The following is a 22,794-nucleotide window of genomic DNA, read 5'->3' as shown; positions in this document are numbered from 1 at the left end:
CCTGTCGGCTGGTTCAGGCGAAAATCTCGCTCAGCGCCTCAGTGTCCGGGCCATCCTTCCAGTTGCGCAGCTCGACATAGAGCGAGGTCTGGACCGTCGCGACGATGGCGGTGACGATCGTCGAGATCACGGCGCTCACGAGCAGGAAACCGATCGGCAGCCCCTGTTGGGTAGCGGCGACCATGCCCTGCAGGCCGTAGATGCTGACGATGACGACGCCGCTGATTGCCGAGAAGATCCAGTAGATCACCAGCATGATCAGGCCGAGGCCGAAAATCTTCCAGCGCGCACCGCTGGTCAGATAGCTGCTGCGGCCGAACGCCTCGATCACGCCGGTCCGCTCCACCACCAGCGCCGGCGCCGCGACCGCCCACATCAGATAGAGGATGATGCCGGGAACGATGAGCAGCAGGAAGCCGAACGTGACACCGAGACCGAGCAGGATGCCGAGCAGGAACAGCGGGACGACGACGCGCAGGCCGGTCATCGCGCAGTCGCCGAAGCTCGCCTCGCGACCTTCGCTGTGTGCGATCGTCGCGCGGACCAGCGCACCCTGGCTGAGCATCGCGAAAACCACGCCGAGCACGAGAGTGACCGCCAGGATGGTGAAGAACAGGATGGGCGAGATCACGCCAGTGGTGAGATTCTGCTGCGAATAGCCCAGGCTCTGCGCGACATAGTTGATGAGCACGCCGGGGACCGCGCCGAACACGAAAGAGATGCCGAAAACGGTGATCGGATTGCCGCCCATCGTCCCAAAGGCTCGGCTGAAGATTCGTCCGATCGAAACGGACCGGTCGCTTGCGCCGTCAATGCTCGTCGCCATGATTCGCGTCCCCCTGAAGGCGCCTTGGCGCCTTATCCGGGGCAGACTGACGAAGACCCCTTTCGCTGTAAAGCCCCAAGTAATAACCGTTTTGGACAGATATCCGTGATTGCGCCGGCGCATGTAGCGGCTAGTGTCGGGGCGAAGCGGACTACGACCGGGGGAACAGGTGAGCGGGGGTAATTCGCAAGAGGCGGCAGCCGCAGCCGAGCGGTTCGCCAGCGCTTACCGGGCGCTGAAGGCCGACCCGTCGACTCAATTCACGCTGACCCCGGCGCCGCCACCACCGCAGCCGCCGGCATGGCTGGTGCGCTTCGGCGAATGGCTGACGGAAGTGTTGAGGCCGGTCGGCCGGTTCTTCCGCTGGCTCAGCAGCTTCATGCCCGATGCGCCTTACGCCCGCATCTTCCTGTGGACGGTGATCGCCCTGGCCGCCGCGGCATTGCTGTGGGTGGTGTATGAACGAATCCGCTATGGCGTCTGGCGCCTGCCACGGCGTCGGCGGTCGCAGGGCGCATCCACGGACATGCCCGAAGAGGCCTGGGCGCCCGAAGCGGCGCCGGCGCGCGCCTGGTTGAATGAAGCCGATGCGATGGCGAGGCAGGGCCGTTTTGCCGAGGCGGTCCACCATTTGCTGACCCGGTCGATCGAGGATATCGCGCGCCGCCGCCCGCGCCTCGTCCGCCCCGCGCTCACCAGCCGGGAACTCGCCGCGGCGGCCGATATCCCGCCATCGGCCCGCGATCTGTTCACCGGCATCGCGCGCCTTGTGGAAAAGAGCCTGTTCGGCGGCCGGCCCGTTTCCGCTGACGATTGGGAAACGGCACGCGCCGCCTATGCCGATTTCGCGCTGCCGGGGACCTGGCGCGTATGAGCGACATCGCGATCGGAACTCCGGCTGTCTCGGACGGCGTGTTCAGGGCCCGCACGGTCGTGCTGATCCTGGCGATCGGTATTCTCGGCTTTATCGGCACGCTGGTGCTGGGCGCTTATGCCCCCGACATGCGGTCCGGCCGGAACGGCGGCGGACATGCGCTGTCCAACGCCGCGACCGGTTTCAGCGGGCTCGTCCGCCTGGCCGAAGCGACGGACCGGGATCCGCAGGTCACGCGCGACGTGCATCTGCTAGGTACCGAGGATCTGGTGGTGCTGACGCCCGAGGCGGCGGCCACCAATCTTTCGCCCGTGCTCAGCCAGCGTGGGGGAAAGCCGACGCTCGTCGTCCTGCCGAAATGGCAGACGGTGGGTGACGAGGACCGGACCGGCTGGGTCCACCAGCAGGGTCTGAAACCCGTCTCCGAACCCAATGGGGTGCTGGCGCCCGGCACCATGCTCCAAACCGCCCGGCACCGCAGCGGCGGCAGGCCGCTCGTCACCTCGCCTGACCTGCCAAAGACCATCCGTTTCACGGCACCGCGGCCGCTCCAGACGATCTCGGGCACCGGCCTGACGCCGCTGATCACTGACGCGCAGGGCCGCATCGTCCTGGCCAAACTGGCCGACCAGCCGCTTTATGTGCTGGCCGATCCCGACCTGCTCTCCAATATCGGCATGGCCGATCCGCGTCAGGCGGCCTCGGCGCTCGATCTGCTCGACTGGCTGAATTCGAACGAGGCGACCTCGATCTATTTCGACGTAACGCTGAATGGCTTCGGCAAATCGCCAAGCCCGCTCAAGCTGGCGCTCGACCCGCCTTTCCTGGCGATGACGCTGACGGTATTCATCGCCGTGCTGCTCGCGGCGTGGCAGGGGGCGGTGCGGTTCGGCGCGCCGCGGCGGCGCGCCCGCGCGATCGCCTTCGGCAAGGCCGCGCTGATCGACAATGCCGCCGCCTTGGTGCGCAAGGCCGGCCGCTATGCGATGCTCGGCACGCGCTATGCCGATGCGGTGCGCGACCGGGCCGCCACGATCTTCGCGGTGCCGCCGCACCTGCGCGACGCGGCGCTGGACACGCATCTCGACGGGCTCGGGCGCCGCGCGCGCTTCAGCGAGCTGGCCCAGGCAGCGCGCGACGCGCGCGACCGGCATTCAGTCCTTTCCGCGGCGCAGGCGCTGCATCAATGGTTGTGGGAGAAGAACAGGTGACGACAGATGTGCGCGCGCTCGCCGAGGCGATCCGCGGGGAGATCGGCAAGGCGGTTGTCGGCCAGGAGGACAGTGTCGAGCTGATGCTCGTCGCGCTCTTTTCGGGCGGGCACATCCTGCTGGAGGGTCCTCCCGGTACCGCCAAGACTCTGTTGGCGCGGAGCTTCGCCGACGTGGTCGGGCTCGATTTCGGACGCATCCAGTTCACGCCTGACCTGATGCCGGGCGACATTATCGGCGCGAACCTGTTCAATTTCCAGACATCGACCTTCACCCTGACACGCGGGCCGATCTTCACGGATCTGCTGCTGGCCGACGAGATCAATCGCGCGCCGCCCAAGACCCAGGCGGCTTTGCTCGAGGCGATGCAGGAGCGCACCGTGACGGTGGATGGCGAGAGCCTGCCGCTCGGCAACCGCTTCATGGTCGTGGCGACGCAGAATCCGATCGAGCAGCAGGGCGTCTATCCGCTGCCCGAGGCACAACTCGATCGATTCCTGTTCAAGCAGACGGTCGATTACCCCTCCGCCGAGGACGAGCGCCGGATCGTCGCGAACCATGGCGCGCACCAAGCGATGACGCCGGCCGAATGGGGCGTGGAGAAGAAAGCGGACGCCGCGACGATCGATGCGGCCGTCGCCGCGGTGGCCGCCATCAGGCTGGCGGACGAGGTGATCGATTACATCACGGCGCTGATCCGCGCGACGCGCGACGTGGCCGATCTGGAAAGCGGCGCGAGTCCGCGGGCCGGCGCGATGCTGGCCGGTGCGGCGCGGGCGCGGGCAGCGATCGACGGGCGCGACTTCGTGATCCCGGACGACGTGAAGGCGCTGGCGCCGGCATTGCTGCGCCACCGGCTGATCCTGTCGCCAGCGGCCGAAATCGACGGGCGTACGGTAGAAGACGTGCTGCGCGGCATCATCGAGGCGATCGAGGCCCCCCGTTGATCTATCCGACGCGCACGGCGGTGATTGCGGCCGCGGCGGGTGCTCCCGCCGTGTTGCTGCTCGCCGTGCTCCTGCCGTCGCGCTGGTATGCCGGGCTGGCCTGGCCGATCGCCGTGCTGCTGCTGACCCTGATCGATGCCTTTTCCGGTGCGCGCAAAGGCAGCGCGCAGATCGCACCGATTCCGAGCGTCTGCGTCGGGGCGACGACAGAAGCGACGGTGAGCGTCACGTTGAGCGACGGGCGGGCGCCGAAATCGGCGGAGATCGCCGTTTCCGCCGATCCGCTGGTTTCGGTCGAGGATGACGGGCGGCTGTGGATCGCCCTGGAGAATGGCAAGGGCGCGGCGTTGCTGCCGCTGACGACGTTGCGGCGCGGGCTGGCGCGGATCGACCGGCTTTGGCTGCGCTGGCACGGGCCGCTCGGCCTGGCATGGAAGCAGCGCGAAATACCGGTGAGCCTGACCTTCCCGATCCTGCCCGACATCCGCCCGGTGCACGAACGCGGGGCGCAGATCTTCCAGCGGCACGCGCTGCAGGGGCTGATCGCGCAGATCGACCGCGGCGATGGCGCCGACTTCGAATCGCTGGTCGAGTTCCGCTCGGGAATGGACCGCCGCGCGATCGACTGGAAACAATCGGCGCGGCACATGAAGCTGCACGCCAAGGAATATCGAACCGAGCGCAACAATCAGATCGTGTTCGCGATCGACGCCGGGCGCCAGATGACCGAGCCCGTCGCGGGCCTGCCGCGCGTCGACCGCGCCGTCTCGGCGATGCTGCTGACCGCGTGGGTCGCCCTGAAGCTGGGCGACCGGATCGCGCTCCACGCCTTCGATTCCCGACCGCGCATCGCCAGCGGGCTGATCTCGGGCACGGCCGCCTTCGCCAATCTGCAGCGGCTCGCAGCGGGCATCGATTACAGCGGCGAGGAGACCAACTACACCTTCGCCCTGACTACCCTGGCGACTCAGCTCACACGGCGATCGATGATCGTCCTGTTCACTGAATTCACTGACCTGACCACCGCCGAGTTCCTGGTGCGCGCTGCCGCCAGGATCACCAAGACGCATTTGCTGCTGATCGTCGTGCTCCGCGACGAGGAGGTCGAATCGATCGCCGACCGTGCGCCGGAGAGTGCCGATGACGTGACGCGCGCGGTGACCGCCGCCGCGCTGCTCAAGGACCGGCGGGTCGTGATGACGCGGCTGCGCCATCTCGGCGTGCACCTGATCGAAAGCGAGCATGACCAGGTCAGCGAGCGGCTGGTCGAGGGCTATATCGATCTCAAGCGGAGGAACCTGTTGTGACCGCGCCAGCGAACGCCCGGACGCCCGGCAAGGCATCGGCCTTTGTCGATGCGCAGCCGGTGCTGGTCAACGCCAGCCGGTTCCGCAAGGTGCATGCGGCCGATTGGGATCGGCTCGACCAGCTGATCACGCGGTGCGAGAAACGATCGGTGCGGTCGCTGTCCGACGACGATCTGCTCGCCCTGCCGCTGCTCTATCGCTCGACCCTGTCGACCCTGTCGGTCGCGCGTGAAACCTCGCTCGACCGCTCGCTCGTCGGCTATCTCGAGCAGCTCTGCGCGCGCGCTTATTTCCAGATTTACGGCGTGCCGACATCGGCGCTGGGCCAGCTCGGCCGATTCTTCTCGCATGGCTGGCCGGAAGCGGTGAAGTCGCTGTGGCGGGAGACGCTGGTCGCGCTGCTGCTGACCATCGCCGGCGCCGTGGTCGGCTATCTGCTGGTCATCCATGATCCGACCTGGTTCTACGGGATCGTCGGCGGCGACATGGCCGGCGGGCGCGACCCGACTGCATCGGCGGCAACGCTGAAGGCCACGCTCTACGACAGCAAGGAAGAGCTGCTCGCGACCTTCGCGACCTTCCTGTTCACGCACAATGCCCAGATCGCGATCTTCGCCTTCGCGCTGGGCTTCGCCTTCGCGGTGCCGACGGCGATGCTGATCATTTATAACGGGCTGATGCTCGGCGCGATGGTGGCAGTTTTCGCCGCGAAGGGGCTCGGCTTCGAATTCATCGGCTGGCTGACGATCCATGGCACCACGGAGATGTTCGCCATCATCCTGTCAGGTGCCGCGGGCTTCCGCATCGGTACTGCCATCGCCTTTCCCGGGCGCCTCGCGCGCGGCGATTCAGTGGTCGTTGCGGGACGCGCCGGCGCGGTCGCGATGGGCGGCGCAGTGATCATGCTGGCGATCGCGGGCCTGCTGGAAGGCATTGGCCGACAGACGATAACGGGCGACGTCACCCGTTACGGCATCGGCTTTGCGATGCTTGCCGGCTGGCTGGTCTATTTCTACCTGCCGCGGCGCCGCTGATGCGCTGGCCGTTCCGCAAGGGGCCCACGGCCCCCAAGTCGCTCCGCCGCAATTTCGTGACGCCGGAGGGCGTGGACCTGCAGCTCGAGCTGGGCGGCGCAGGCGCCCGCGCGGCAGCCTTCATGCTCGACGGGCTAGCCATGCTGGTCGTGCTGATCATCCTGACCATCGTCATCGGCCTGCTCTTTACCGCGAGCAAGTCGACGTCATTCGCCATCTTGTGGCTGATCGGCTTCTTCGTCCTGCGCAATGGCTGGTTCGTGCTGTTCGAAATGGGCGGGCGGGGCGCGACGCCGGGCAAGCGGCTGATGGGCCTGCGCGTGGTCGCGCGCGACGGCGCGCGGCTGACCGGCGGTGCCGTGCTGGCGCGCAACGCGATGCGCGAGATCGAGGTGTTCCTGCCGCTATCCTTCCTGGCGATGCAATCGGCGCAGGGCACGGCGGATGGGTTCCTGGTGTTGTTCTCGCTGAGCTGGAGCTGCATCTTCCTGTTCTTCCCGCTGTTCAATCGCGACCGGTTGCGGGTGGGCGACCTGATCGCCGGCACCTGGGTCGTCCGGACCGTCAGCAACACGCTGGGCGACGATCTGGGCGCAGAGGTATCGCGACAGCGGCGGACCTTCAGCGAAGCAGCGCTCAGCCTTTACGGCGTCTATGAGCTCCAGACGCTCGAGGATGTGCTGCGCGGCGGCCGCGACGAAGCGATCGCGACGGTCGCGGCGACGATCCGGCGCAAGGCCGACATCCCCGATGACGGCGACGACTACCGGTTCCTGTCGGATTATTATGCCGCGCTGTGCGCCCGGCTGGAACGGGGCCTGATGGTCGGCCAGCGCCGCGCGGACAAATTCGGGAACGACCGCGCGCGATAACCGCACGCCAAATTGCCAAGCGCCGCCAAACGCGCGACACTCGGCGAAAAGAGGGGAGAGCGAGGTTGGTCTATATCCTGGGCGGGTGGCAGAGCGACTTCGCGCGCAACTGGAGCCGCGAGGGGATCGATATCGCGGATTCCTTTGCCGAGACGGTGCGCCACGGGTTGCAAGCGGCCGCGCTCGACGCGGATGAGGTCGAGACCGGCCATGTCGGCAATTTCACCGCCGAACTGTTCGCCGGCCAGGGATTGCTTGGCGGCTTCTTCGGGCTGATCGATCCGGCGTGGGACGGGCTTCCGACCGCGCGGCACGAGGCGGCCTGCGCCTCTGGCAGCGTCGCGCTGCTGGCGGCGACCGCGGAGATCGAGGCGGGGCGATACGACCTGGCCTGCGTCGTCGGAATCGAGCAGATGCGCAATGTGCCTGGGCGCACGGCGGCGCAGCATCTGGGGGCGGCGGCGTGGAACGGGCATGAATATGGCGATGCCGAATTTGTCTGGCCGCGCGCCTTTTCGGACCTCGCCGAGGAATATGGCCGGCGGCACGGCCTTGAATACGAACATCTGATGCGCATCGCCGAGATCAATTTCGGCAATGCGAAGCGCAATCCCAATGCCCAGACGCGCGGCCATGTCTTCACGCCGGCGCATTTCACCGCCGATGACGAGGCCAATCCAGTGGTCGAAGGACGGACGCGCAAGATGGATTGCGGGCAGGTGACCGATGGCGCGGCGGTGATGTTCCTCGCCTCACCCGAACGCGCCGCCGATTATGCCCGCACGCGCGGCGTGCCGCTGGAGAGCCTGGCGCGGATCAGTGGCTGGGGGCATCGCTCCGCCCCCATTTCCTACGCCGCGAAAGTGCAGGCGAGCGAAGGCCAGCCCTATGTCTTCCCGCAGGTGCGCCGCGCCATTCTCGACGCAAGGACGCGGGCCGGCGTGGATATCGGGGCGATCGACGCGGTCGAGACGCATGACTGCTTCACCGCGACGGAATATATGGCGATCGACCATCTCGGCCTGACCGACCCGGGCGAGTCCTGGCGGGCGATCGAAGACGGGTCGATCGAAATGGGCGGGCGCCTGCCGATCAATCCGTCGGGCGGGCTGATCGGGCTTGGCCATCCGGTGGGGGCGACGGGGGTGCGCATGCTGCTCGATGCAACAAAGCAGGTGACCGCCAAAGCGGGCGACTATCAGGTCGAGGGGGCACGGCGAGTGCAGACGCTCAATATCGGTGGATCGACCACCACGACGGTCAGCTTCATCGTCGAGCGCGCGGCCGCATGAACGCGCTCATCCTCCTTGCGACCAATGCGGCATTGCTGGTCACCCTGTTCGTCCTGCTCTGGCTGGTCTGCCTGAAGACGCGTGACGTGACGCCGATCGACAGCGTCTGGGCGCTGGGCATGGTGTTCCTCGGCGTCGCGAGCTTCCTCCACACCGGCGGCGATCCGAGCCGCAAGGCATTGCTGCTCGGGCTCTGCGCGGTGTGGGGCGTGCGGCTTGGCCTGTACCTGCTCTGGCGCTGGCGCACCCAGGGGCCGGACCGGCGCTATGGCAAGATGTTCGCGATGGTGGAGGAAGCCAAGGGCTGGGGTTTCGCCCGCGCGTCGCTGCTGCTGGTGTTCGCGACTCAGGCGCCGTTGCTGTTCATCGTGTGCCTGCCGGTCCAGCTGGGGCAGATCGATGCCGGGCCGCCGGTCGGCCCGTTGGGGCTGGCCGGCGCCGGCATCGCGATCGCGGGCATCCTGTTCGAAAGCGTGGGCGACTGGCAGCTCGTTCAGTTCCGCCGCGACCCGTCCAATGCAGGCAAGGTGCTGGCGACGGGGCTGTGGCGCTTCACGCGCCATCCCAATTATTTCGGCGACGCGCTGACCTGGTGGGGCCTGTACCTGATCGCCGCCGAGACCTGGTCGGGTATATGGGCGCTGCCCGGGCCGGCGCTGCTCACCTGGACCTTGATCCGATGGTCGGGCGTGCCGACGATCGAAGGACGGCTGAAGCGCAAGCGGGCGGGCTATCAGGAGTATGTGCGGCGGACGTCGGGGTTCGTGCCGTGGTGGCCGAAGGCGTAATTCCACCAAACTGCGTCATGCCGGACTCGTTCCGGCATCCATGTTTCCGCAGACGCCGCAGCCGTTATGTTTGCGGGACGATGGACCCCGGAACAAGTCCGGGGTGACGTGGTCGTTTTGGGCTGAGGTTCTACCCTGCAGCCCGCAACACCGACCGCTCTGCCCAATGCGCGTGCGTGCCGCTGCAGATCTTGTGCGGCAGCGCGATGCGGCAGACCGGTCCCTCCTCGAACCTCTTGCAGTCGATCAGCACGCATTCGGACGTGCCGCGATTCTCGTCGATGATGAAGCTGACCAGATAGCCGTCATCCTCGTCCACCGCGCCCGTCCGCGGCGCGAAGGGGGCTTCGCTGGCGTAGCGGCCGTCCTCCAGCATCAGCTCCCAGGACTCGCCGGTGTCGAGGTCGTGCTTGACGAAGCCGTTGAACAGGAACCAGCCGGGCTTCGACGTGGTCGAATAGATGTAGCGGTGCTTCCGCCCCGCAACGCGCTGGTTGATCATCCCGAATTCAAGGATGCGATCGTCCAGCCGCTCCTCGCGGGTCGTGCCGTCGGCAAGGTTGAAGCGCCAGCGGTGCAGCTTCGGGCGGAAGCTGTGCTCGTCGACATAGGCCATGAGGTGCCCATAGCCATCGGCGTTCTCGAGCGGCGCCGGCGTGGGATCCTCCTGGAAATAGCCGTCCATCACCACTTCGTCGCCTTCCTCATAGGCGTTGAGGAAATGCAGGACATAGGTCGGTGCCGCCTCGAACCAGCGGATCTCGTTGGGGCCGCCATGGCGCGGGATCAGCGCGAAGCGCGCGGGCACGCCTTCATGCAGGCGCGCGGCGTGGATGTCGCGCTTGAGCAGCTCGGCATCCCAGAACACCGGCAGGTCGTTCACGATCGACCAGTTTTCGCTGAAGGTCATGTCGTGCGGCAGGCGCGGGCCCGGCAGCGGCACGGGGATATAATGCGTCAGCTTCTCGTTCCGGTCGACCACGCCGTAATGCATGAAGGGCGCGTGCTTCGAGTAGTTGAAGAACATCAGCTCGCCGGTGCGATCGTCCACCTTGGGATGCGCGGAGATGCCGTCGATCGGTACCCAGGCCGCCATCCCATGCTGTTCGAGCGTTTCGGGATCGAGCACATAGCCTTCGCCGCACTGGTAGAAGGTCGAGATCGCCTTGCCCGCATGGACGATGATGTCGGTGCTGCTGCTGTCCTTGAGCGCGCCATGCGCGCCGAAGCCGGGGCGCAGCGAGGTGCCGGCGCGATCCGCCAGCCCGCCCCAGAGCGACCCGCCCGCTTCCTGCTCGGCCTGGAAGCACCGCGTGCGCACGAAGCGATTGCGGTACGAGGCAGCACCGTTCCGGAAATCGATCTGGTGAATCATGCCGTCGCCGTCGAACGGATGATAACGGCCGAGCGGCTGGTGCAGCTGATTCTCGGTATTGCGCAGATAGACGCCGTCGATATCGGTCGGGATCGCGCCCTCGATCACCTCCAGTTCGATCGCGGTCACTTCTTCATGCAGTGGCGTCCAGGCACCGTTGAGATAAGGATGGTTGCTCGGGCGCAGCGAGCCCTTCACGGCCGCGCGGTCGACGATCTGCATGGCGGTTCCTCTCCACGGCCCCTGACCCGCACAGTCTAGGCATGGAAATCGGGATCGGCCAGCGTCACCGCAGTGACAGCGTCATGTCCTGCTGCCGCCCCGTACCGTGCACCACCACCTTGTCGGCGAAGAAGTCGAGCCGGGCATAGGAGGTCTCCTCCGTGTCGAGCATCGCCTTCAGGTTGACATAGTGGATGCCGGCGCGGGCGCCGTAATTGCCATCGTGATTATGGCCGTCGAGCCAGACCTTCGCGGAAGGGTGGCGTTCGAGCAGCGCCATCACCGCCGGCGCATTCCACAGATTGTGCTGGTTTTCCGGATAGAGCGGAAAATGATTGAACAGCATTGCCTTCAGCCCGCGCTTGTCCGCTTCGGCGAGCTGCGCGTCGATCCAGTGGAGCTGCGCGTCGCCGATGCCGCCGTCCCATAGCGGCTTGTCGGCGTAGAGCCCGGCATGTGCCGCCATGCTGGCCTTGAGCTCCGCGCTGCCCTCGGGCCAGGCATAGCTGCTGAGGTCGTTGCCGTCAGTGACGATGAACATCCAGCCATGCTGCACGAAGCTGTGATAGCGCGCCTTCATGCCGAGCTTGGCCGGGACCATCGGCTTGTGCACGTCGTCGATCGAGAATTCATGATTGCCCAGCACGAACTGCCAAGGGTGCTTCAGCTTGCGCGCGACCGGCAGGATCAGATCATAGCTCGCCCAGTCGCGATCGATGAAATCGCCGAGATGGACGACAAAGGCGAGCTTCTGCCGGTTGAGATCGGCCACCGCGGCGGCGAGCTTGGCGGGAGTAGTGCGGTAGAGGCGCTGGCCATTGTCGGGCTCGACCGCATATTGCGCATCGGCGATGGCACCGATGCTGAACAACGGCCGTTCCGGCTTTTGCGCGGGAGCCGAGCCGGCCAAGGCGAGCGCTGCCATCGTCGCCATCAGCATCGTTCCACGCATGATCCACTCCCGCCACCAAAGGGCCGGGCCTTAAGGGCCGCGCGTTACAGTAAAGCGACGAGTCAGCGCTTCATCCGCGCGACTGTCACTGATGGGTCATGGAGCGCGCCTAGGGGAACGGGACTCGTGTGAATTTCCAGGGACGGGAGCGACCAATGACCGGCATGCCGCGCCGCCGCGCCCTGCCCCTCTGCGCCGGGCGGATCTCATGAACGAGCTGTCGCCCATCGCCGCCGCGCGGGGCCTCGCGCGGGATGAGATCGACCTGCGCCAGGCGCTGCAGCGCTTCGTCGAAGGCCGGCTGCGCGACCGCAACGACGGCGAGGACATCGTCCAGGAAACCTATGTCCGGCTCTACAGCTATCGCCGCACCCGGCCGGTGGCGGATGTCGGCGCCTTCTGCTTCGCGGTCGCGCGCAACCTCGTGTTCGACCATATGCGCCGCCGCCAGGCTCAACCGCAGACCGCCGAGCTGGCCGAGGACATTGCCTGTCCCCAGCCCCGCGCCGAGGAAATTCTCGACTACCGCCAGCGGGTCGACATCCTGGTGCGCGCGCTGAAGGTGATGCCGCCGCTACGCCGCGAGGTGTTCCTGCGCCGGCGGCTCGACGGCATTCCGGCGACGGTGATCGCAAGCGACCTGCAGCTCAGCCTTTCGGCGATCGAGAAACATTGCAGCCGGGCGCTGGCCGATCTGCGCGCCGCGCTGGAACGGCGCGGCCTGCCGGCGGGAGCCCGGGCATGAGCCGCCGTGCCGCCCTGCGCGATGCCGCCCACTGGGCGCTGGCCGAAGATGCCGCCCCGGCCGCGCCGCCGCCGCTTGCCGATGACGTCCAGGCGACGCTCGACGACCCCGCTTTGGCTGAGGCGCTCGAGCAATCGGCGTCCTTTGGCCGGCTTTCCGACGACGATATTCTGGCGATGCGCGCCACGCGGCGGCGGGGAATTGCGACACTCGGCGCCGCCATGCTCGTGGCGGGCGTGGGGATTGGCGGCGTGTCGAACGGATGGTTCGCCAGCGCCCCGGCCCCGATCGTCGCGCATTACGAAACGGCGCGCGGGCAGCAGAGCGACGTCACGCTTGCCGATGGCTCGACGCTTCATCTCAACGGTGCGACCAGCATCGACGTGACGATCGACGACGACAAGCGGCAGGTCGCGCTCAACCGGGGCGAGGCCTATTTCGACGTCGCGCACGAGAAGAACCGGCCGTTCATCGTCCAGGCCGGCGTGTCGTCGACTCAGGTTCTCGGCACTGCCTTCGACGTCGACATGGCGCGCGGCGAGGTGAAGCTCGCGGTGTATCGCGGGCGCGTGCGGTTCGGCGGCGTCGGCGCGGACGCGCATAGCGTAGAGGTGCCGGCGGGATGGCGCTCGCGCTTCGAGGGCGGGGTGGCGCAGGCGCCGACGCGTTTTGACGCAACGCAACAGGATTGGCGCCAGGACTGGCTCGATACCGACGATATGCGGCTGTCCGACCTGGTCGACGCGCTCAATCGCCGCGGTGGACCGGTGATCATGGAGCCGCCACGGGCTCTGGGCGACATCGCCCTGTCCGGCCGTTTCAAGCTTGATAAACCGCGCCAATTGCTCGGCGCGATCGGAACCGCTTATGGTTTCGAGGTCGTCGAAGACGGCGACAAGCTGCGGCTAGCGCCGGCGGCGGAGTGAGAGGCGTTTTCGCTCCGCCACTGTCATTGCACTGCAACAAAATTCTTTTGTCCGGACCGGGTGCCCAACCCCGTCCTCCGTCCGAGGCGAACAAACGCCTGAGCGGAGGAATATCATGGATCGCACAAAGGGACTTTCATTGATCGCGCTGGCGGCGGCGCTCGCCGCGCCGGCCATGGCGCAGGCGAAGCCGGTCGAGGGCACGCTGGCACGCCAGATGCGCTTCGATATCGGCGCATCGGACCTGCGCACGGCGATCTCGCAATTTTCGCGCGCGACGGGCGTACAGGTGATCGTGGCGCCCGACGTCGTGGCGAAGCGCCGCACCGCCGGCGTGCGCGGCGCGCATAGCGTCCGCGAAGCGCTCGACCTGATGCTGCGCGGGACCAACCTGTCGGCGTCGATCAGCGACGGCGTCGCGGTGCTGAAGCCCGTGGCCGCACCCGCCGCCCTGCGCCGCCCGACCCACGCCGTGCGCGAGATCGCGCAGGTCGAGACCGGCGGCGCCGCGCCGGAGCAGGAAGCCATCAGCGAGAGCGACATCGTCGTGTCCGGCTATCGCCAGAGCCTCACCCGCGCGCAGGAACTGAAGCGCGCCGCCGTGGGATCGGAGGACGATATCCTGGCGCAGGATATCGCCGCCTTTCCCGACCTGAACCTGGCTGAATCGCTCCAGCGCGTCGCCGGCATCACCATCACGCGCGATTCGGGCGAAGGCCGCCAGATCGCGCTGCGCGGTCTCGGCGCCGAATTCACCCGCACGCAGCTGAACGGCATGGAAGTGCTGGGCAACACCGCATCGGGCATGGACAATCGCGGCGGCGTCAGCCGGTCGCGCTCGTTCGACTACAGCCTGTTCGCGTCCGAGCTGTTCAACCGCGTCTCGATCCAGAAATCCTATGCGGCCGAGCAGGATGAAGGCGGCATCGCCGGCACCGTCGGGCTGAACACCGCCAAGCCGTTCGATTATAACGGCTCGAAAATCGTCGTCTCGGCCAAGGGCCAGACCAACACCAACACCAGCGGCATCACCCCGCGCGTCGTCGGCCTCGCCTCCGGGCGCTGGGGCGATTTCGGGGCGCTCGTCTCGGTCGCTTACAGCCAGATCAAGAGCAACGAATATGGCTATCGCAACTGGGGCTGGGGTTTCGTCAAATATGCGCCTGGCAATATCGGCCCCAATATCGACGCCGCGACCTCTCAGCAGCTGCAATCGGGCAACATCATCGCGCCCCAGGCTGAATCGCCCTCGACCTGGTACACCGACCGCAAGCGGCTGGGCGTCACGTCGTCGCTGCAATATCATCCTGGCGACCGGTTCAAGCTCGACGTCGACTTCCTCTATGGCCGGCTGTGGGATTACCGCGACGACTATGCCATCGCCAGCGCCGGCACCAACGCGCTGACCGGCGCCACCGTCAATGGCGGCCAGATCATCCAGTCGGCGGTGATCGACGGCAACACGCTGCGCGCTGCAAGCTATACCGGCATCGACCAGCGTTCCGAGCATCACATCGTCAAGAACCACACCGATTTCTACCAGGGCGTGGCCAATGCGAGCTGGAAGGTGACCGACCGACTGACGATCAGCGCGCTTGGCGGTTACGAGGAATCCGATTTCAGCCAGCCGGTGTTCGACAAGGTGTTCATGGAGGCCAAGAACATGGCCTTCAGCTTCGACGACCGGCCGACCATCCCGGTCAACACCTATGGCAAGGACCTGACGGACCCCAACAATTGGACGCTGCAGCGCCTGGACGTGCAGGAAAACGGGATCACCAGCAAATATGCCAATGGCAAGCTGAGCGCTGCCTTCGCAGCGACCGACGCGCTGACCTTCAAGGCCGGCGGTGAATTCAAGCACTTCAGCAACAGCGGCTATATCTACGTCAACAAGGTGTTCCACAACGTCCCGGCGAACGTGGCGATTCCGAACAATCTGAAGGAGGTGATCGGGCGGGATTCGCTGCTGCCCTATATCGTCGGCAATGTGGACGGGGTGTATGCCTATATCGGCGATCAGCGGGACCTGGCGGCGAAGAACCTGCAGGCCGGCAGCGATTTCCTGGTCGACGAGAAGACCTGGAGCGGCTTCGCCCAAGTCGATCTCGACACGCTGGTTGGCGGCATGCGCCTGCGCGGCAATGCCGGCCTGCGTTATTATTCGACCGACCTGACCTCCTCGGGTCACCTCACCGTGCCGGTGAACAATGTGAACACCTTGGTGCCGGTGACGATCCGCACCAACAGCAATGGCTGGCTGCCCGCCGCCAATTTCGCGCTCGACGTCGCCAAGGATGTGGTCGTGCGTCTGAGCGCGAGCCGCAACGTCAACCGGCCGGCGCTCGGCGACCTGGCGGCAGCAGGCACACTCACCACGCGGCCGAACGGGGGGAGCGCCAGCTTCGGCAATCCGTTCCTGAAGCCGTACAAGGCGACCTCGATCGAAGGCTCGATCGAATATTATATGGACCGTACCGGCTTCGCCTCGGTGGGCTTCTTCTACAAGAAGATGGACAGCTTCATCACGACGAACAGCACGACGATCCCGTACAGCCAGACGGGCCTGCCGCTGTCGCTGCTGATCCAGGGCCAGGACGGCAACACGCCCTATGATGTGAGCCGGCCGGTCAACGGTCCGGGCGCCGACATCAAGGGGATCGAAGTCGCGGTCCAGCACGACTTCACCTTCCTGCCGGCACCGTTCAACCATCTCGGCGCGGTCGCCAACGGCACCTGGTTCGACGGGCACCAGAAGGCGCTCTACACCTCCGGCACGACGACCAGGATCGAGACGCTGCCGCTGCTCAACCTGTCCAAATGGGCGGCTAACGTGACGCTTTACTATGAGGACAAGGACTGGGGCGTGCGCGTGTCGGACGCCTATCGCAGCCAGTATCTGACCAGCACCGGCAATCTCGCCAACACCGGCGGCGGTATCAAGGGCACCAACAACATCGACTTCCAGGCGCATTTCAACATCACGCCGAAGATCCGGTTGGTGGCGGAGGGCATCAACCTGACCAATGAGGCGATCCGTCAGTTCGCCGACATCAATGCCGACCGTCCCGAGGTCTATACGACCAGCGGCCGGACCTTCACCTTCGGCGTGAGCGCCGAATTCTGATGCGCATGCCCCCGCGCGGCCGATCCGCGCGGGGGCAGCCATCCCGCTTGGCAGAGCGCGCGGCGACGCTCTAGGCTGAGCGCATGTTCAGACGATTCGCCTTCCTCGCCGCCCTGTGTCTGGGCATCGGTACTGCCTCCGCCCAGACCGCCGAACCCGTCGTGCCGGCGCCGGTGCCCGCCACCGTTCGCGTGGTACTGACGACCAGCGAAGGCCCGATCACGCTTGAGCTGGAAAAGGATCGCGCGCCGAAGACGACGGCAAACTTCCTGCATTATGTCGACACCAAAAGGTTCGACGGCATCACCTTCTACCGGGCGATGAAGCTTCAGCCCGAGCTCGGGCTGATCCAGGGCGGCCTGCGCAACGATCCGAAAAAACTGTTCCCGCCGGTGCCGCACGAGCCGACCACCCAGACCGGCCTCACCAACAAGGACGGCGTGATCTCGATGGCGCGGGACAAGCCGGGCAGCGCGACCGCCGATTTCTTCATTGCGATCGGCGATCTCTCCTCGCTCGATGCCAAACCCGACCAGCCCGGCGACAATCTCGGTTTCGCGGCGTTCGGGCATGTGGTCGAGGGGATGGACGTGGTGCGCCGCATCGGCATGGCGCCGACCTCCCCCACCGAAGGCGAGGGCGTGATGAAGGGGCAGATGCTGGCGCCGACGATCAAGATTCTCACCGCCCGCCGCGTGCCCTGACCAGAGGAACCGGTTCTGTCCCGGCCACTCATCGCCGGTTCAGCAACGATGTGCTATGGGTGCCATCAACACTCAAAACTGCGAGGGTCCCTATGCGTATCCTTTCCTCCTTGTTCCTCGGCGCCGCGCTGATCGGCATGGGCGCCACCGTTCCCGCCGCGGCGCGCGATCACCGTGACAACAGCAAGGCCGAGGCCCAGCTCGCCAAGGCGCTGGAAGGCCGCGTCGCCGGCAAGCCGGTGAGCTGCATCAGCCAGCAGAACATCAGTTCGTCCACGGTCTATGACGGCACCGCAATCGTCTACCGGATCGGTAGCACGCTGTACGTCAACCGCCCGCGCGTCGGCCAAAGCTCGCTCGACAGCGACGATATCCTGGTCAGCAGGACCTTCGGCTCGCAGCTGTGCAGCCTCGACACGATCAAGCTGGTCGACCGGTCGGTGCACTTCCAGACCGGCTTTGTCGGGCTGGGCGAGTTCGTGCCCTATGCCAAGCCGAAGGCCGTAAAGGGCTGATTGTCCCGAGCGGCGGCATCGACGCCGCGCCACCGCCAACCGGAAGCGCACCATGGCCGATTCGACCGACGACCTAATCATCGATACGCCGGACGGACCGATGACCTTCGCCGCGTGGAAGAAGAAGCATCCGGTGCAGATCCCGTCGCGGCGAACCAAGGGCAAGGACCTGCCGGTGAAGGTCAAGCGCTTCACCGACAAGCCCTGACCCGCGATCAGCGGTCGAGCATCGCCATGCCGGTCTCGCCGTACCGTTCGCCCGCGACGACGCCTGGGCGCAGCGCTTCGTCGAGCCCAGCCAGTTCCGTTTCGCTCAGCGCGATCTCCGCCGCGGCGACATTCTCCTCCAGATAGGTGCGCCGCTTGGTGCCCGGGATCGGCACCAGGTCCTCGCCCTGATGGAGCAGCCAGGCGAGCGCGATCTGGCCCGGCTTCACGCCCTTCGCTTCGGCCAGCGCGCGCACCGCATCGGCGGCGCGCATGTTCGCGGTGAAATTCTCGCCCTGGAATCGCGGATCGCCGCGGCGGAAATCGCCTTCGGGATAGTCCTCGGCCCGCATCGCCGTGCCGGTCAGGAAGCCGCGGCCGAGCGGACTGAACGGCACCAGCCCGATGCCGAGTTCACGCAGCACGGGCAGGATCTCCGCCTCGAGCCCGCGTTCCCATAGGGAATATTCGCTTTGCAATGCCGTGACCGGCTGGACCGCATGCGCGCGCCGGATATTGGCCACGCCCGCCTCGGACAGGCCGAAATAGCGCACCTTGCCCTCGCGGATCAGCTCGCCGACCGTGCCCGCGACATCCTCGATCGGCACAGCCGGGTCGATGCGGTGCTGATAGAGAAGGTCGATATGATCGGTGCCGAGCCGCGCGAGTGATGCCTCGGTAACCTCGCGGATATGATCGGGCCGGCTGTTCACGGCGCCGGTGCGATTCTCGTGGCGGAGATCGAAGCCGAACTTGGTCGCGATCACCACCTTGTCGCGCTTGCCCTGAAGCGCACGGCCGAGCAGTTCCTCGTTGGTGTACGGGCCATAGACCTCGGCGGTGTCGAACAGAGTCACCCCGAGGTCGATCGCGCGGTGGATCGTGGCGATCGATTCGGCATCGTCGAAACTGCCATAGGACTGGCTCATCCCCATGCAGCCAAGGCCCAGTTCGGAAACTTCGAGACCCTGAGTCCCGAGAGCGCGTCGTTTTAGCATAAGCAAGTCTCCAGCCAAGGCGGCGTGGCCGATATGGGAGGTGCCGACCGCGAAGCAAATAGCCCTGGAAGCGAACTGGCAGCGTTGCGATCCGGCACGATATCGCCGAAGAACATGCACAGTGCCAGCGGAGGGAAGTGACGACGATGAGAGCCGCTTTCTCGACGCTGGCCGCCGGGTTCATTGTGATCGCACCTATGGCATCCGGCGCGCAGGAGCCCGCGTCGCCAGCGCCACTGGTTCCAGCGAGCTCATGGAAGGTCGAAAATGACGGGGTCGACAAATGCATGCTGACCCGGGATTACGGATCGTCTGAAAAGCCGGTCTCGATCGCCTTTCGGCCTGGACTAGACCGTGGCCGGACCGAGATAATCGTGCTCACCCCGACGGCCGATTCCACTGCCGCGCGCCGGTCCGGCAACGCCACCATAACCGTGGGGCCAGCCGGACAAAGCGCCCGGAGCATCTATTCCAGCGTAAAGATACCCAACAAGCCACAGCGGCTGATCCGTTTCAGCGTGGACGGGAGGTTCGTCGACGTGTTGCCGTCCGCGACCAGGCTGACGATCGATGCCGGCGACAGCATGATGTTCGACATCCAGGGCGCTGATAAAGCGGTTGTCGACCTACAGCAGTGCGAAGCCAAACTTCTGGCATCATGGGGCGTCGACCCCGCCGCCTTCCCCAAGGCCGCTACCCCGCCCACCGGCAATCCGGCTCAGTGGTTCCGCCAGGATGCCTATCCCAAAGGCCCGGGAGGGCGGGTGGTCGCCGTGCTGACCCTAGGAGCCGACGGGGCAGTCACCGACTGCCGGGTCGTCGTCAACGTTGCACCCGATCTCGATCGTCTCACCTGCGACATCGCCCGGGCGAAGGTTCGATATAGTCCGGCGCTGGACGACGCAGGCAAACCGGTTCCGTCCTGGACAATGCTGCCCGTACGCTGGGCCGGAAAACCTTAGGTCGTCTCTTGAATCCTATATCATATCGTGGAAGGGTCACCCGACAATAAGATCAGAATCGGGAGAGCAAGATGTCGAAATTGGCGAAACTTACCGCAGCGATCTTCATGTTTGCGGCGGTGCCCGCCCTTGCGGCTGACCGTACGCCCGAGCAGGTCGTGAAGGATCATGTCGTCTCGATGAAGACCGCCAATGTCGATGCGGTGATGGCCGACTATGCGGACGATACGGTCGTGATCACTCCGCCCGGCCTCGTCCCCGGCCAGACTCCAGCGAACGCGCCGGGCGTCTATTCAGGCAAGGCGAATGCGCGGAAAGTGTTCGTCGTGCTGACCGGCCCGGGCAGCATCGACGGCATCCGCGCGATGGAGACGGTGGTCGAGCCGCTGGGCGGCGATGTCGCGCTGCTGCGCTGGATGCAGTTCCGCGGCACGCCGAAACAGGTATCGGGCGTCGACGTGTTCGTGGTCCGCCACGACAAGATCGTGGTGCAGGACATCGTGCTGGATACCGCCAAGCCCTGATCCAAGGCTTGACAGAAACGTCGCTACATTGCCTTCTAGCCTCATGGGGATCGCGATCTCCCCATGAGGCGACAGGCTGAAGTATCGCGTCCCTTATCGTTTGAGGACGCATCATGCCCGCGATCAATGCCATTGCCGCCGACAAGCTCGTGAAGCTGATCGGCACCCCCGGTTGCCCGACGATCGTCGATATCCGCACGGATGCCGAATTCGCCGCCGAGCCGCGACTCATCCCCGGCGCGGTGCGGCGCGCCTTTGCCGATGCCACCGAGTGGGTGCCGGCCCTTGCCGGACGCGGCATCGTCGTCGCCGGCGAAAGCGATACCGCCAGCCATGGCATCGCCGCCTTGTTGCGCCAGGCGGGCGCCGATGCCGACGCGCTGGAGGACGGTGTGCCCGGCTGGGCGGCCGCAGGTTTTGCCATGGTCGACCAGTCCGCGGTGCCGCCGCGCGACGGCGCCGGCCGCACGCTCTGGGTCACGCGTGCGCGGCCCAAGGTCGACCGGATCGCCTGCCCCTGGCTGATCCGCCGCTTCGTCGATCCCGCCGCGCAGTTCCTGTTCGTGCCCGCCCCCGAAGTGACCGGCGTGGCCGTGCGCCTGGGCGCGACTCCGTTCGACGTGGAGGGCGAAGGCGTGCGCTGGACGCATCGCGGCGATCTCTGCACGTTCGATGTAATGGTCGAGGAATTCGGGCTGGGCGGCATCGAAGCGCTCGTCCGCCTGTCGACCATCGTGCGCGGTGCCGACACCGCGCGCCTCGACCTGGTGCCCGAAGCCGCCGGGCTGCTCGCGATATCGCTTGGCCTGTCACGCATGTTCGCCGACGATCTGGCCCAGCTCGATGCGGGCATGCCGATCTATGACGCGCTGTATCGCTGGTGCCGGGATGCGACCGGCGAGACGCATGACTGGACATCCCACAAACCGGCGACATCGCGGAGCCCGAAATGACCGCCGCCCAAACGGCGCATCGGGCGCCCGAGCAGGTCTCGATCGGTGAGGCCTTTCGGGTGTGGCTGCGCATCGCCGCACTCTCCTTCGGCGGCCCGGCCGGCCAGATCGCCATGATGCACCGCGTGCTGGTCGAGGAGAAACGCTGGATCGGCGAGCACCGGTTCCTCCACGCGCTCAATTATTGCATGGTCTTGCCTGGTCCCGAGGCGCAGCAGCTCGCCACCTATATCGGCTGGCTGATGCATCGCACGAAGGGCGGCATCATCGCCGGCGGACTGTTCGTGCTGCCGGGCGTCGTCTCGATCATGGCGCTGAGCTGGATCTACGCAATCTATGGCAAGCTCGGCATCGTCACGGCGCTGTTCTTCGGCTTTAAAGCGGCAGTGCTGGCGATCGTGCTGCAGGCAGTGGTGCGGATCGCCTCGCGGGCGCTGAAGAATCGCGTCATGCTCGTGATCGCGGGCGCGGCGTTCGTGCTGATCTTCTTCGCCCGCATTCCCTTCCCCCTGATCATCTTTGCCGCCGGCGCGATCGGCTATGTCGGCGGTCGCGCGGGGCTGGGCGTGTTCAAGGTCGGTGGCGGGCACGGTGCGTCGAAGGGCGCGATCGTCGAGGACCGCGATACGCTGCTCGGCGAGGAGCTGCCCGAGCATGCACGCATGGGCAAACGCCAGGCGTTGCGGATCGCGGCGGTGTGGCTCGCGCTGTGGCTGACGCCCGTCGCGGTCCTGTTGCTGTGGCTTGGCCCGAACGACGTGTTCAGCCAGATCGCGACCTTCTTCTCGGCGATGGCGATGGTCACCTTCGGCGGCGCTTATGCCGTGCTTGCCTATGTCGCGCAGGAAGCCGTGCAATCCTATCACTGGCTTCAGCCCGGCGAGATGCTCGACGGGCTGGGCATGGCGGAGACGACGCCGGGTCCGCTGATCATGGTGCTGCAGTTCGTCGGGTTCATGGGTGCCTATCGCGATCCGGGCGTGCTGCCGCCGCTGCTCGCCGGGACGCTTGGCGGGCTGCTCGCGACCTGGGTCACCTTCATCCCCTGTTTCCTGTGGATCTTCCTCGGCGCGCCGTTCATCGAGCGGTTGCGCGGCAATGCGGCGATCGCCGGCGCGCTCTCCGCCATCACGGCGGCGGTTGTCGGGGTGATCCTGAACCTCGCCATCTGGTTTGCCGTCCACACATTGTTCCGCGCGGTACGGCCGTTCGAGGCCGGCCCGTTGCACTTCGACCTGCCGGTCCTGTCGAGCGTCGATCCATGGGCGTTGCTGCTGTCGGTCGCGGCGGTGGTGGCGGTGCTGCGCTTCAAGGCCGGCACGATCCCGACGCTCGCGGCGACGTCGGCGGCGGGCATCGCGCTCTATCTTGCCGGGGTTACCGCATGAGAGGCGCCGTAACGGCGGCCTGCCTCCTCTTCGCCGCCACACCCG

General features: G+C 66.3%; 22 protein-coding genes. 18 read left to right on the top strand and 4 right to left on the bottom strand.

The window, feature by feature from the left end; all coding sequences use genetic code 11:
• Positions 1-13: 13 nt before the first annotated feature.
• Positions 14-826, bottom strand: coding sequence for a DUF7847 domain-containing protein (locus ACZ1I2_RS05945; RefSeq protein WP_465170599.1), 813 nt, complete (start codon positions 824-826; stop codon positions 14-16).
• A gap of 169 nt (positions 827-995) precedes the next feature.
• Between ACZ1I2_RS05945 and ACZ1I2_RS05940 the strand changes: the two genes are divergently transcribed.
• From ACZ1I2_RS05940 to ACZ1I2_RS05905, 8 genes are all read left to right on the top strand, one after another.
• Positions 996-1,700 (top strand): DUF4129 domain-containing protein, encoded by a 705-nt coding sequence (locus ACZ1I2_RS05940; protein WP_465170600.1) that lies wholly within the window; start codon positions 996-998, stop codon positions 1,698-1,700.
• Entirely contained in the window at positions 1,697-2,911 is a 1,215-nt protein-coding gene (locus ACZ1I2_RS05935; RefSeq protein ID WP_465170601.1) for a hypothetical protein, read from the top strand. The genes ACZ1I2_RS05940 and ACZ1I2_RS05935 overlap by 4 nt, the downstream gene beginning before the upstream one ends.
• The gene (locus ACZ1I2_RS05930; RefSeq protein ID WP_465170602.1) at positions 2,887-3,858 is read left to right on the top strand and encodes an AAA family ATPase; all 972 of its coding nucleotides are present in this window, start codon (positions 2,887-2,889) and stop codon (positions 3,856-3,858) included. Before ACZ1I2_RS05935 ends, ACZ1I2_RS05930 begins: the two co-directional genes overlap by 25 nt.
• On the top strand, positions 3,855-5,165 hold the full coding sequence (locus tag ACZ1I2_RS05925; protein WP_465174790.1) for a DUF58 domain-containing protein: 1,311 nt from the start codon (positions 3,855-3,857) through the stop codon (positions 5,163-5,165). The genes ACZ1I2_RS05930 and ACZ1I2_RS05925 overlap by 4 nt, the downstream gene beginning before the upstream one ends.
• Positions 5,162-6,199 (top strand): stage II sporulation protein M, encoded by a 1,038-nt coding sequence (locus ACZ1I2_RS05920; RefSeq protein WP_465174791.1) that lies wholly within the window; start codon positions 5,162-5,164, stop codon positions 6,197-6,199. Before ACZ1I2_RS05925 ends, ACZ1I2_RS05920 begins: the two co-directional genes overlap by 4 nt.
• Positions 6,199-7,071, top strand: a complete 873-nt coding sequence (locus tag ACZ1I2_RS05915; RefSeq protein ID WP_465174792.1) for an RDD family protein — start codon at positions 6,199-6,201, stop codon at positions 7,069-7,071. The genes ACZ1I2_RS05920 and ACZ1I2_RS05915 overlap by 1 nt, the downstream gene beginning before the upstream one ends.
• 65 nt (positions 7,072-7,136) lie before the next feature.
• Positions 7,137-8,363, top strand: a complete 1,227-nt coding sequence (locus ACZ1I2_RS05910; RefSeq protein WP_465174793.1) for an acetyl-CoA acetyltransferase — start codon at positions 7,137-7,139, stop codon at positions 8,361-8,363.
• Complete coding sequence (locus ACZ1I2_RS05905; RefSeq protein WP_465174794.1) at positions 8,360-9,151, top strand: DUF1295 domain-containing protein; 792 nt, start codon at positions 8,360-8,362, stop codon at positions 9,149-9,151. Before ACZ1I2_RS05910 ends, ACZ1I2_RS05905 begins: the two co-directional genes overlap by 4 nt.
• Before the next feature lie 130 nt (positions 9,152-9,281).
• Here ACZ1I2_RS05905 and ACZ1I2_RS05900 read toward each other — a convergent pair whose 3' ends face one another.
• A complete protein-coding gene (locus ACZ1I2_RS05900) occupies positions 9,282-10,748 on the bottom strand; it encodes a carotenoid oxygenase family protein (protein WP_465174795.1) in 1,467 nt (488 codons plus the stop codon).
• Between the two features lie 64 nt (positions 10,749-10,812).
• Positions 10,813-11,700 (bottom strand): metallophosphoesterase, encoded by an 888-nt coding sequence (locus ACZ1I2_RS05895; protein WP_465174796.1) that lies wholly within the window; start codon positions 11,698-11,700, stop codon positions 10,813-10,815.
• A gap of 208 nt (positions 11,701-11,908) precedes the next feature.
• Between ACZ1I2_RS05895 and ACZ1I2_RS05890 the strand changes: the two genes are divergently transcribed.
• The 6 genes from ACZ1I2_RS05890 (at position 11,909) to ACZ1I2_RS05865 (ending at position 17,925) form a co-directional block, all read left to right on the top strand.
• Positions 11,909-12,445, top strand: coding sequence for an RNA polymerase sigma factor (locus ACZ1I2_RS05890; RefSeq protein ID WP_465174797.1), 537 nt, complete (start codon positions 11,909-11,911; stop codon positions 12,443-12,445).
• Positions 12,442-13,371 (top strand): FecR family protein, encoded by a 930-nt coding sequence (locus ACZ1I2_RS05885; RefSeq protein ID WP_465174798.1) that lies wholly within the window; start codon positions 12,442-12,444, stop codon positions 13,369-13,371. The genes ACZ1I2_RS05890 and ACZ1I2_RS05885 overlap by 4 nt, the downstream gene beginning before the upstream one ends.
• Positions 13,372-13,486: 115 nt before the next feature.
• Positions 13,487-16,498: a TonB-dependent receptor gene (locus ACZ1I2_RS05880; RefSeq protein ID WP_465174799.1), complete on the top strand. Its 3,012-nt coding sequence runs from the start codon at positions 13,487-13,489 to the stop codon at positions 16,496-16,498.
• Positions 16,499-16,581: 83 nt separating this feature from the next.
• Positions 16,582-17,202, top strand: a complete 621-nt coding sequence (locus ACZ1I2_RS05875) for a peptidylprolyl isomerase (protein WP_465174800.1) — start codon at positions 16,582-16,584, stop codon at positions 17,200-17,202.
• A 92-nt stretch (positions 17,203-17,294) separates the two neighbouring features.
• Positions 17,295-17,717 (top strand): hypothetical protein, encoded by a 423-nt coding sequence (locus ACZ1I2_RS05870; protein ID WP_465170614.1) that lies wholly within the window; start codon positions 17,295-17,297, stop codon positions 17,715-17,717.
• 52 nt (positions 17,718-17,769) lie between these two features.
• Positions 17,770-17,925 (top strand): hypothetical protein, encoded by a 156-nt coding sequence (locus tag ACZ1I2_RS05865; RefSeq protein WP_465170615.1) that lies wholly within the window; start codon positions 17,770-17,772, stop codon positions 17,923-17,925.
• Between the two features lie 7 nt (positions 17,926-17,932).
• Here the strand turns inward: ACZ1I2_RS05865 and ACZ1I2_RS05860 are convergent, their stop codons facing one another.
• Positions 17,933-18,922, bottom strand: coding sequence for an aldo/keto reductase (locus ACZ1I2_RS05860; protein ID WP_465174801.1), 990 nt, complete (start codon positions 18,920-18,922; stop codon positions 17,933-17,935).
• 146 nt (positions 18,923-19,068) lie between these two features.
• On the opposite strand from ACZ1I2_RS05860, the gene ACZ1I2_RS05855 reads away from it, so the two are divergent.
• The 4 genes from ACZ1I2_RS05855 (at position 19,069) to chrA (ending at position 22,749) form a co-directional block, all read left to right on the top strand.
• A complete protein-coding gene (locus ACZ1I2_RS05855; protein ID WP_465174802.1) occupies positions 19,069-19,884 on the top strand; it encodes an energy transducer TonB in 816 nt (271 codons plus the stop codon).
• Positions 19,885-19,955: 71 nt separating this feature from the next.
• Positions 19,956-20,408, top strand: a complete 453-nt coding sequence (locus ACZ1I2_RS05850; protein WP_465174803.1) for a nuclear transport factor 2 family protein — start codon at positions 19,956-19,958, stop codon at positions 20,406-20,408.
• A gap of 113 nt (positions 20,409-20,521) precedes the next feature.
• Positions 20,522-21,361 carry a chromate resistance protein ChrB domain-containing protein gene (locus tag ACZ1I2_RS05845; protein WP_465174804.1) on the top strand — a complete coding sequence of 280 codons (840 nt, stop codon included), beginning with the start codon at positions 20,522-20,524 and terminating at the stop codon, positions 21,359-21,361.
• Entirely contained in the window at positions 21,358-22,749 is a 1,392-nt protein-coding gene (gene chrA / locus ACZ1I2_RS05840) for a chromate efflux transporter (protein ID WP_465174805.1), read from the top strand. The genes ACZ1I2_RS05845 and chrA overlap by 4 nt, the downstream gene beginning before the upstream one ends.
• Positions 22,750-22,794: the final 45 nt, after the last annotated feature.

The organism is Sphingomonas sp. BL-S-29 (assembly GCF_055521495.1).
The sequence above is the reverse complement of the archived record's forward strand: the minus strand, read 5'-3'. Positions and strand labels throughout refer to the sequence as shown.

What these genes read in the sequence shown, in the direction of transcription:
- ACZ1I2_RS05870 (WP_465170614.1), top strand. Translation starts at nt 17,295, where the DNA reads ATGCGTATCCTTTCCTCCTTGTTCCTCGGCGCCGCGCTGATCGGCATG.
- ACZ1I2_RS05895 (WP_465174796.1), bottom strand. Translation starts at nt 11,700, where the DNA reads ATGCGTGGAACGATGCTGATGGCGACGATGGCAGCGCTCGCCTTGGCC.
- ACZ1I2_RS05860 (WP_465174801.1), bottom strand. Translation starts at nt 18,922, where the DNA reads ATGCTAAAACGACGCGCTCTCGGGACTCAGGGTCTCGAAGTTTCCGAA.
- ACZ1I2_RS05875 (WP_465174800.1), top strand. Translation starts at nt 16,582, where the DNA reads ATGTTCAGACGATTCGCCTTCCTCGCCGCCCTGTGTCTGGGCATCGGT.
- ACZ1I2_RS05890 (WP_465174797.1), top strand. Translation starts at nt 11,909, where the DNA reads ATGAACGAGCTGTCGCCCATCGCCGCCGCGCGGGGCCTCGCGCGGGAT.
- ACZ1I2_RS05885 (WP_465174798.1), top strand. Translation starts at nt 12,442, where the DNA reads ATGAGCCGCCGTGCCGCCCTGCGCGATGCCGCCCACTGGGCGCTGGCC.
- ACZ1I2_RS05855 (WP_465174802.1), top strand. Translation starts at nt 19,069, where the DNA reads ATGAGAGCCGCTTTCTCGACGCTGGCCGCCGGGTTCATTGTGATCGCA.
- ACZ1I2_RS05880 (WP_465174799.1), top strand. Translation starts at nt 13,487, where the DNA reads ATGGATCGCACAAAGGGACTTTCATTGATCGCGCTGGCGGCGGCGCTC.
- ACZ1I2_RS05900 (WP_465174795.1), bottom strand. Translation starts at nt 10,748, where the DNA reads ATGCAGATCGTCGACCGCGCGGCCGTGAAGGGCTCGCTGCGCCCGAGC.
- ACZ1I2_RS05845 (WP_465174804.1), top strand. Translation starts at nt 20,522, where the DNA reads ATGCCCGCGATCAATGCCATTGCCGCCGACAAGCTCGTGAAGCTGATC.
- ACZ1I2_RS05935 (WP_465170601.1), top strand. Translation starts at nt 1,697, where the DNA reads ATGAGCGACATCGCGATCGGAACTCCGGCTGTCTCGGACGGCGTGTTC.
- ACZ1I2_RS05945 (WP_465170599.1), bottom strand. Translation starts at nt 826, where the DNA reads ATGGCGACGAGCATTGACGGCGCAAGCGACCGGTCCGTTTCGATCGGA.
- chrA (WP_465174805.1), top strand. Translation starts at nt 21,358, where the DNA reads ATGACCGCCGCCCAAACGGCGCATCGGGCGCCCGAGCAGGTCTCGATC.
- ACZ1I2_RS05850 (WP_465174803.1), top strand. Translation starts at nt 19,956, where the DNA reads ATGTCGAAATTGGCGAAACTTACCGCAGCGATCTTCATGTTTGCGGCG.
- ACZ1I2_RS05905 (WP_465174794.1), top strand. Translation starts at nt 8,360, where the DNA reads ATGAACGCGCTCATCCTCCTTGCGACCAATGCGGCATTGCTGGTCACC.
- ACZ1I2_RS05865 (WP_465170615.1), top strand. Translation starts at nt 17,770, where the DNA reads ATGGCCGATTCGACCGACGACCTAATCATCGATACGCCGGACGGACCG.
- ACZ1I2_RS05930 (WP_465170602.1), top strand. Translation starts at nt 2,887, where the DNA reads ATGGTTGTGGGAGAAGAACAGGTGACGACAGATGTGCGCGCGCTCGCC.
- ACZ1I2_RS05915 (WP_465174792.1), top strand. Translation starts at nt 6,199, where the DNA reads ATGCGCTGGCCGTTCCGCAAGGGGCCCACGGCCCCCAAGTCGCTCCGC.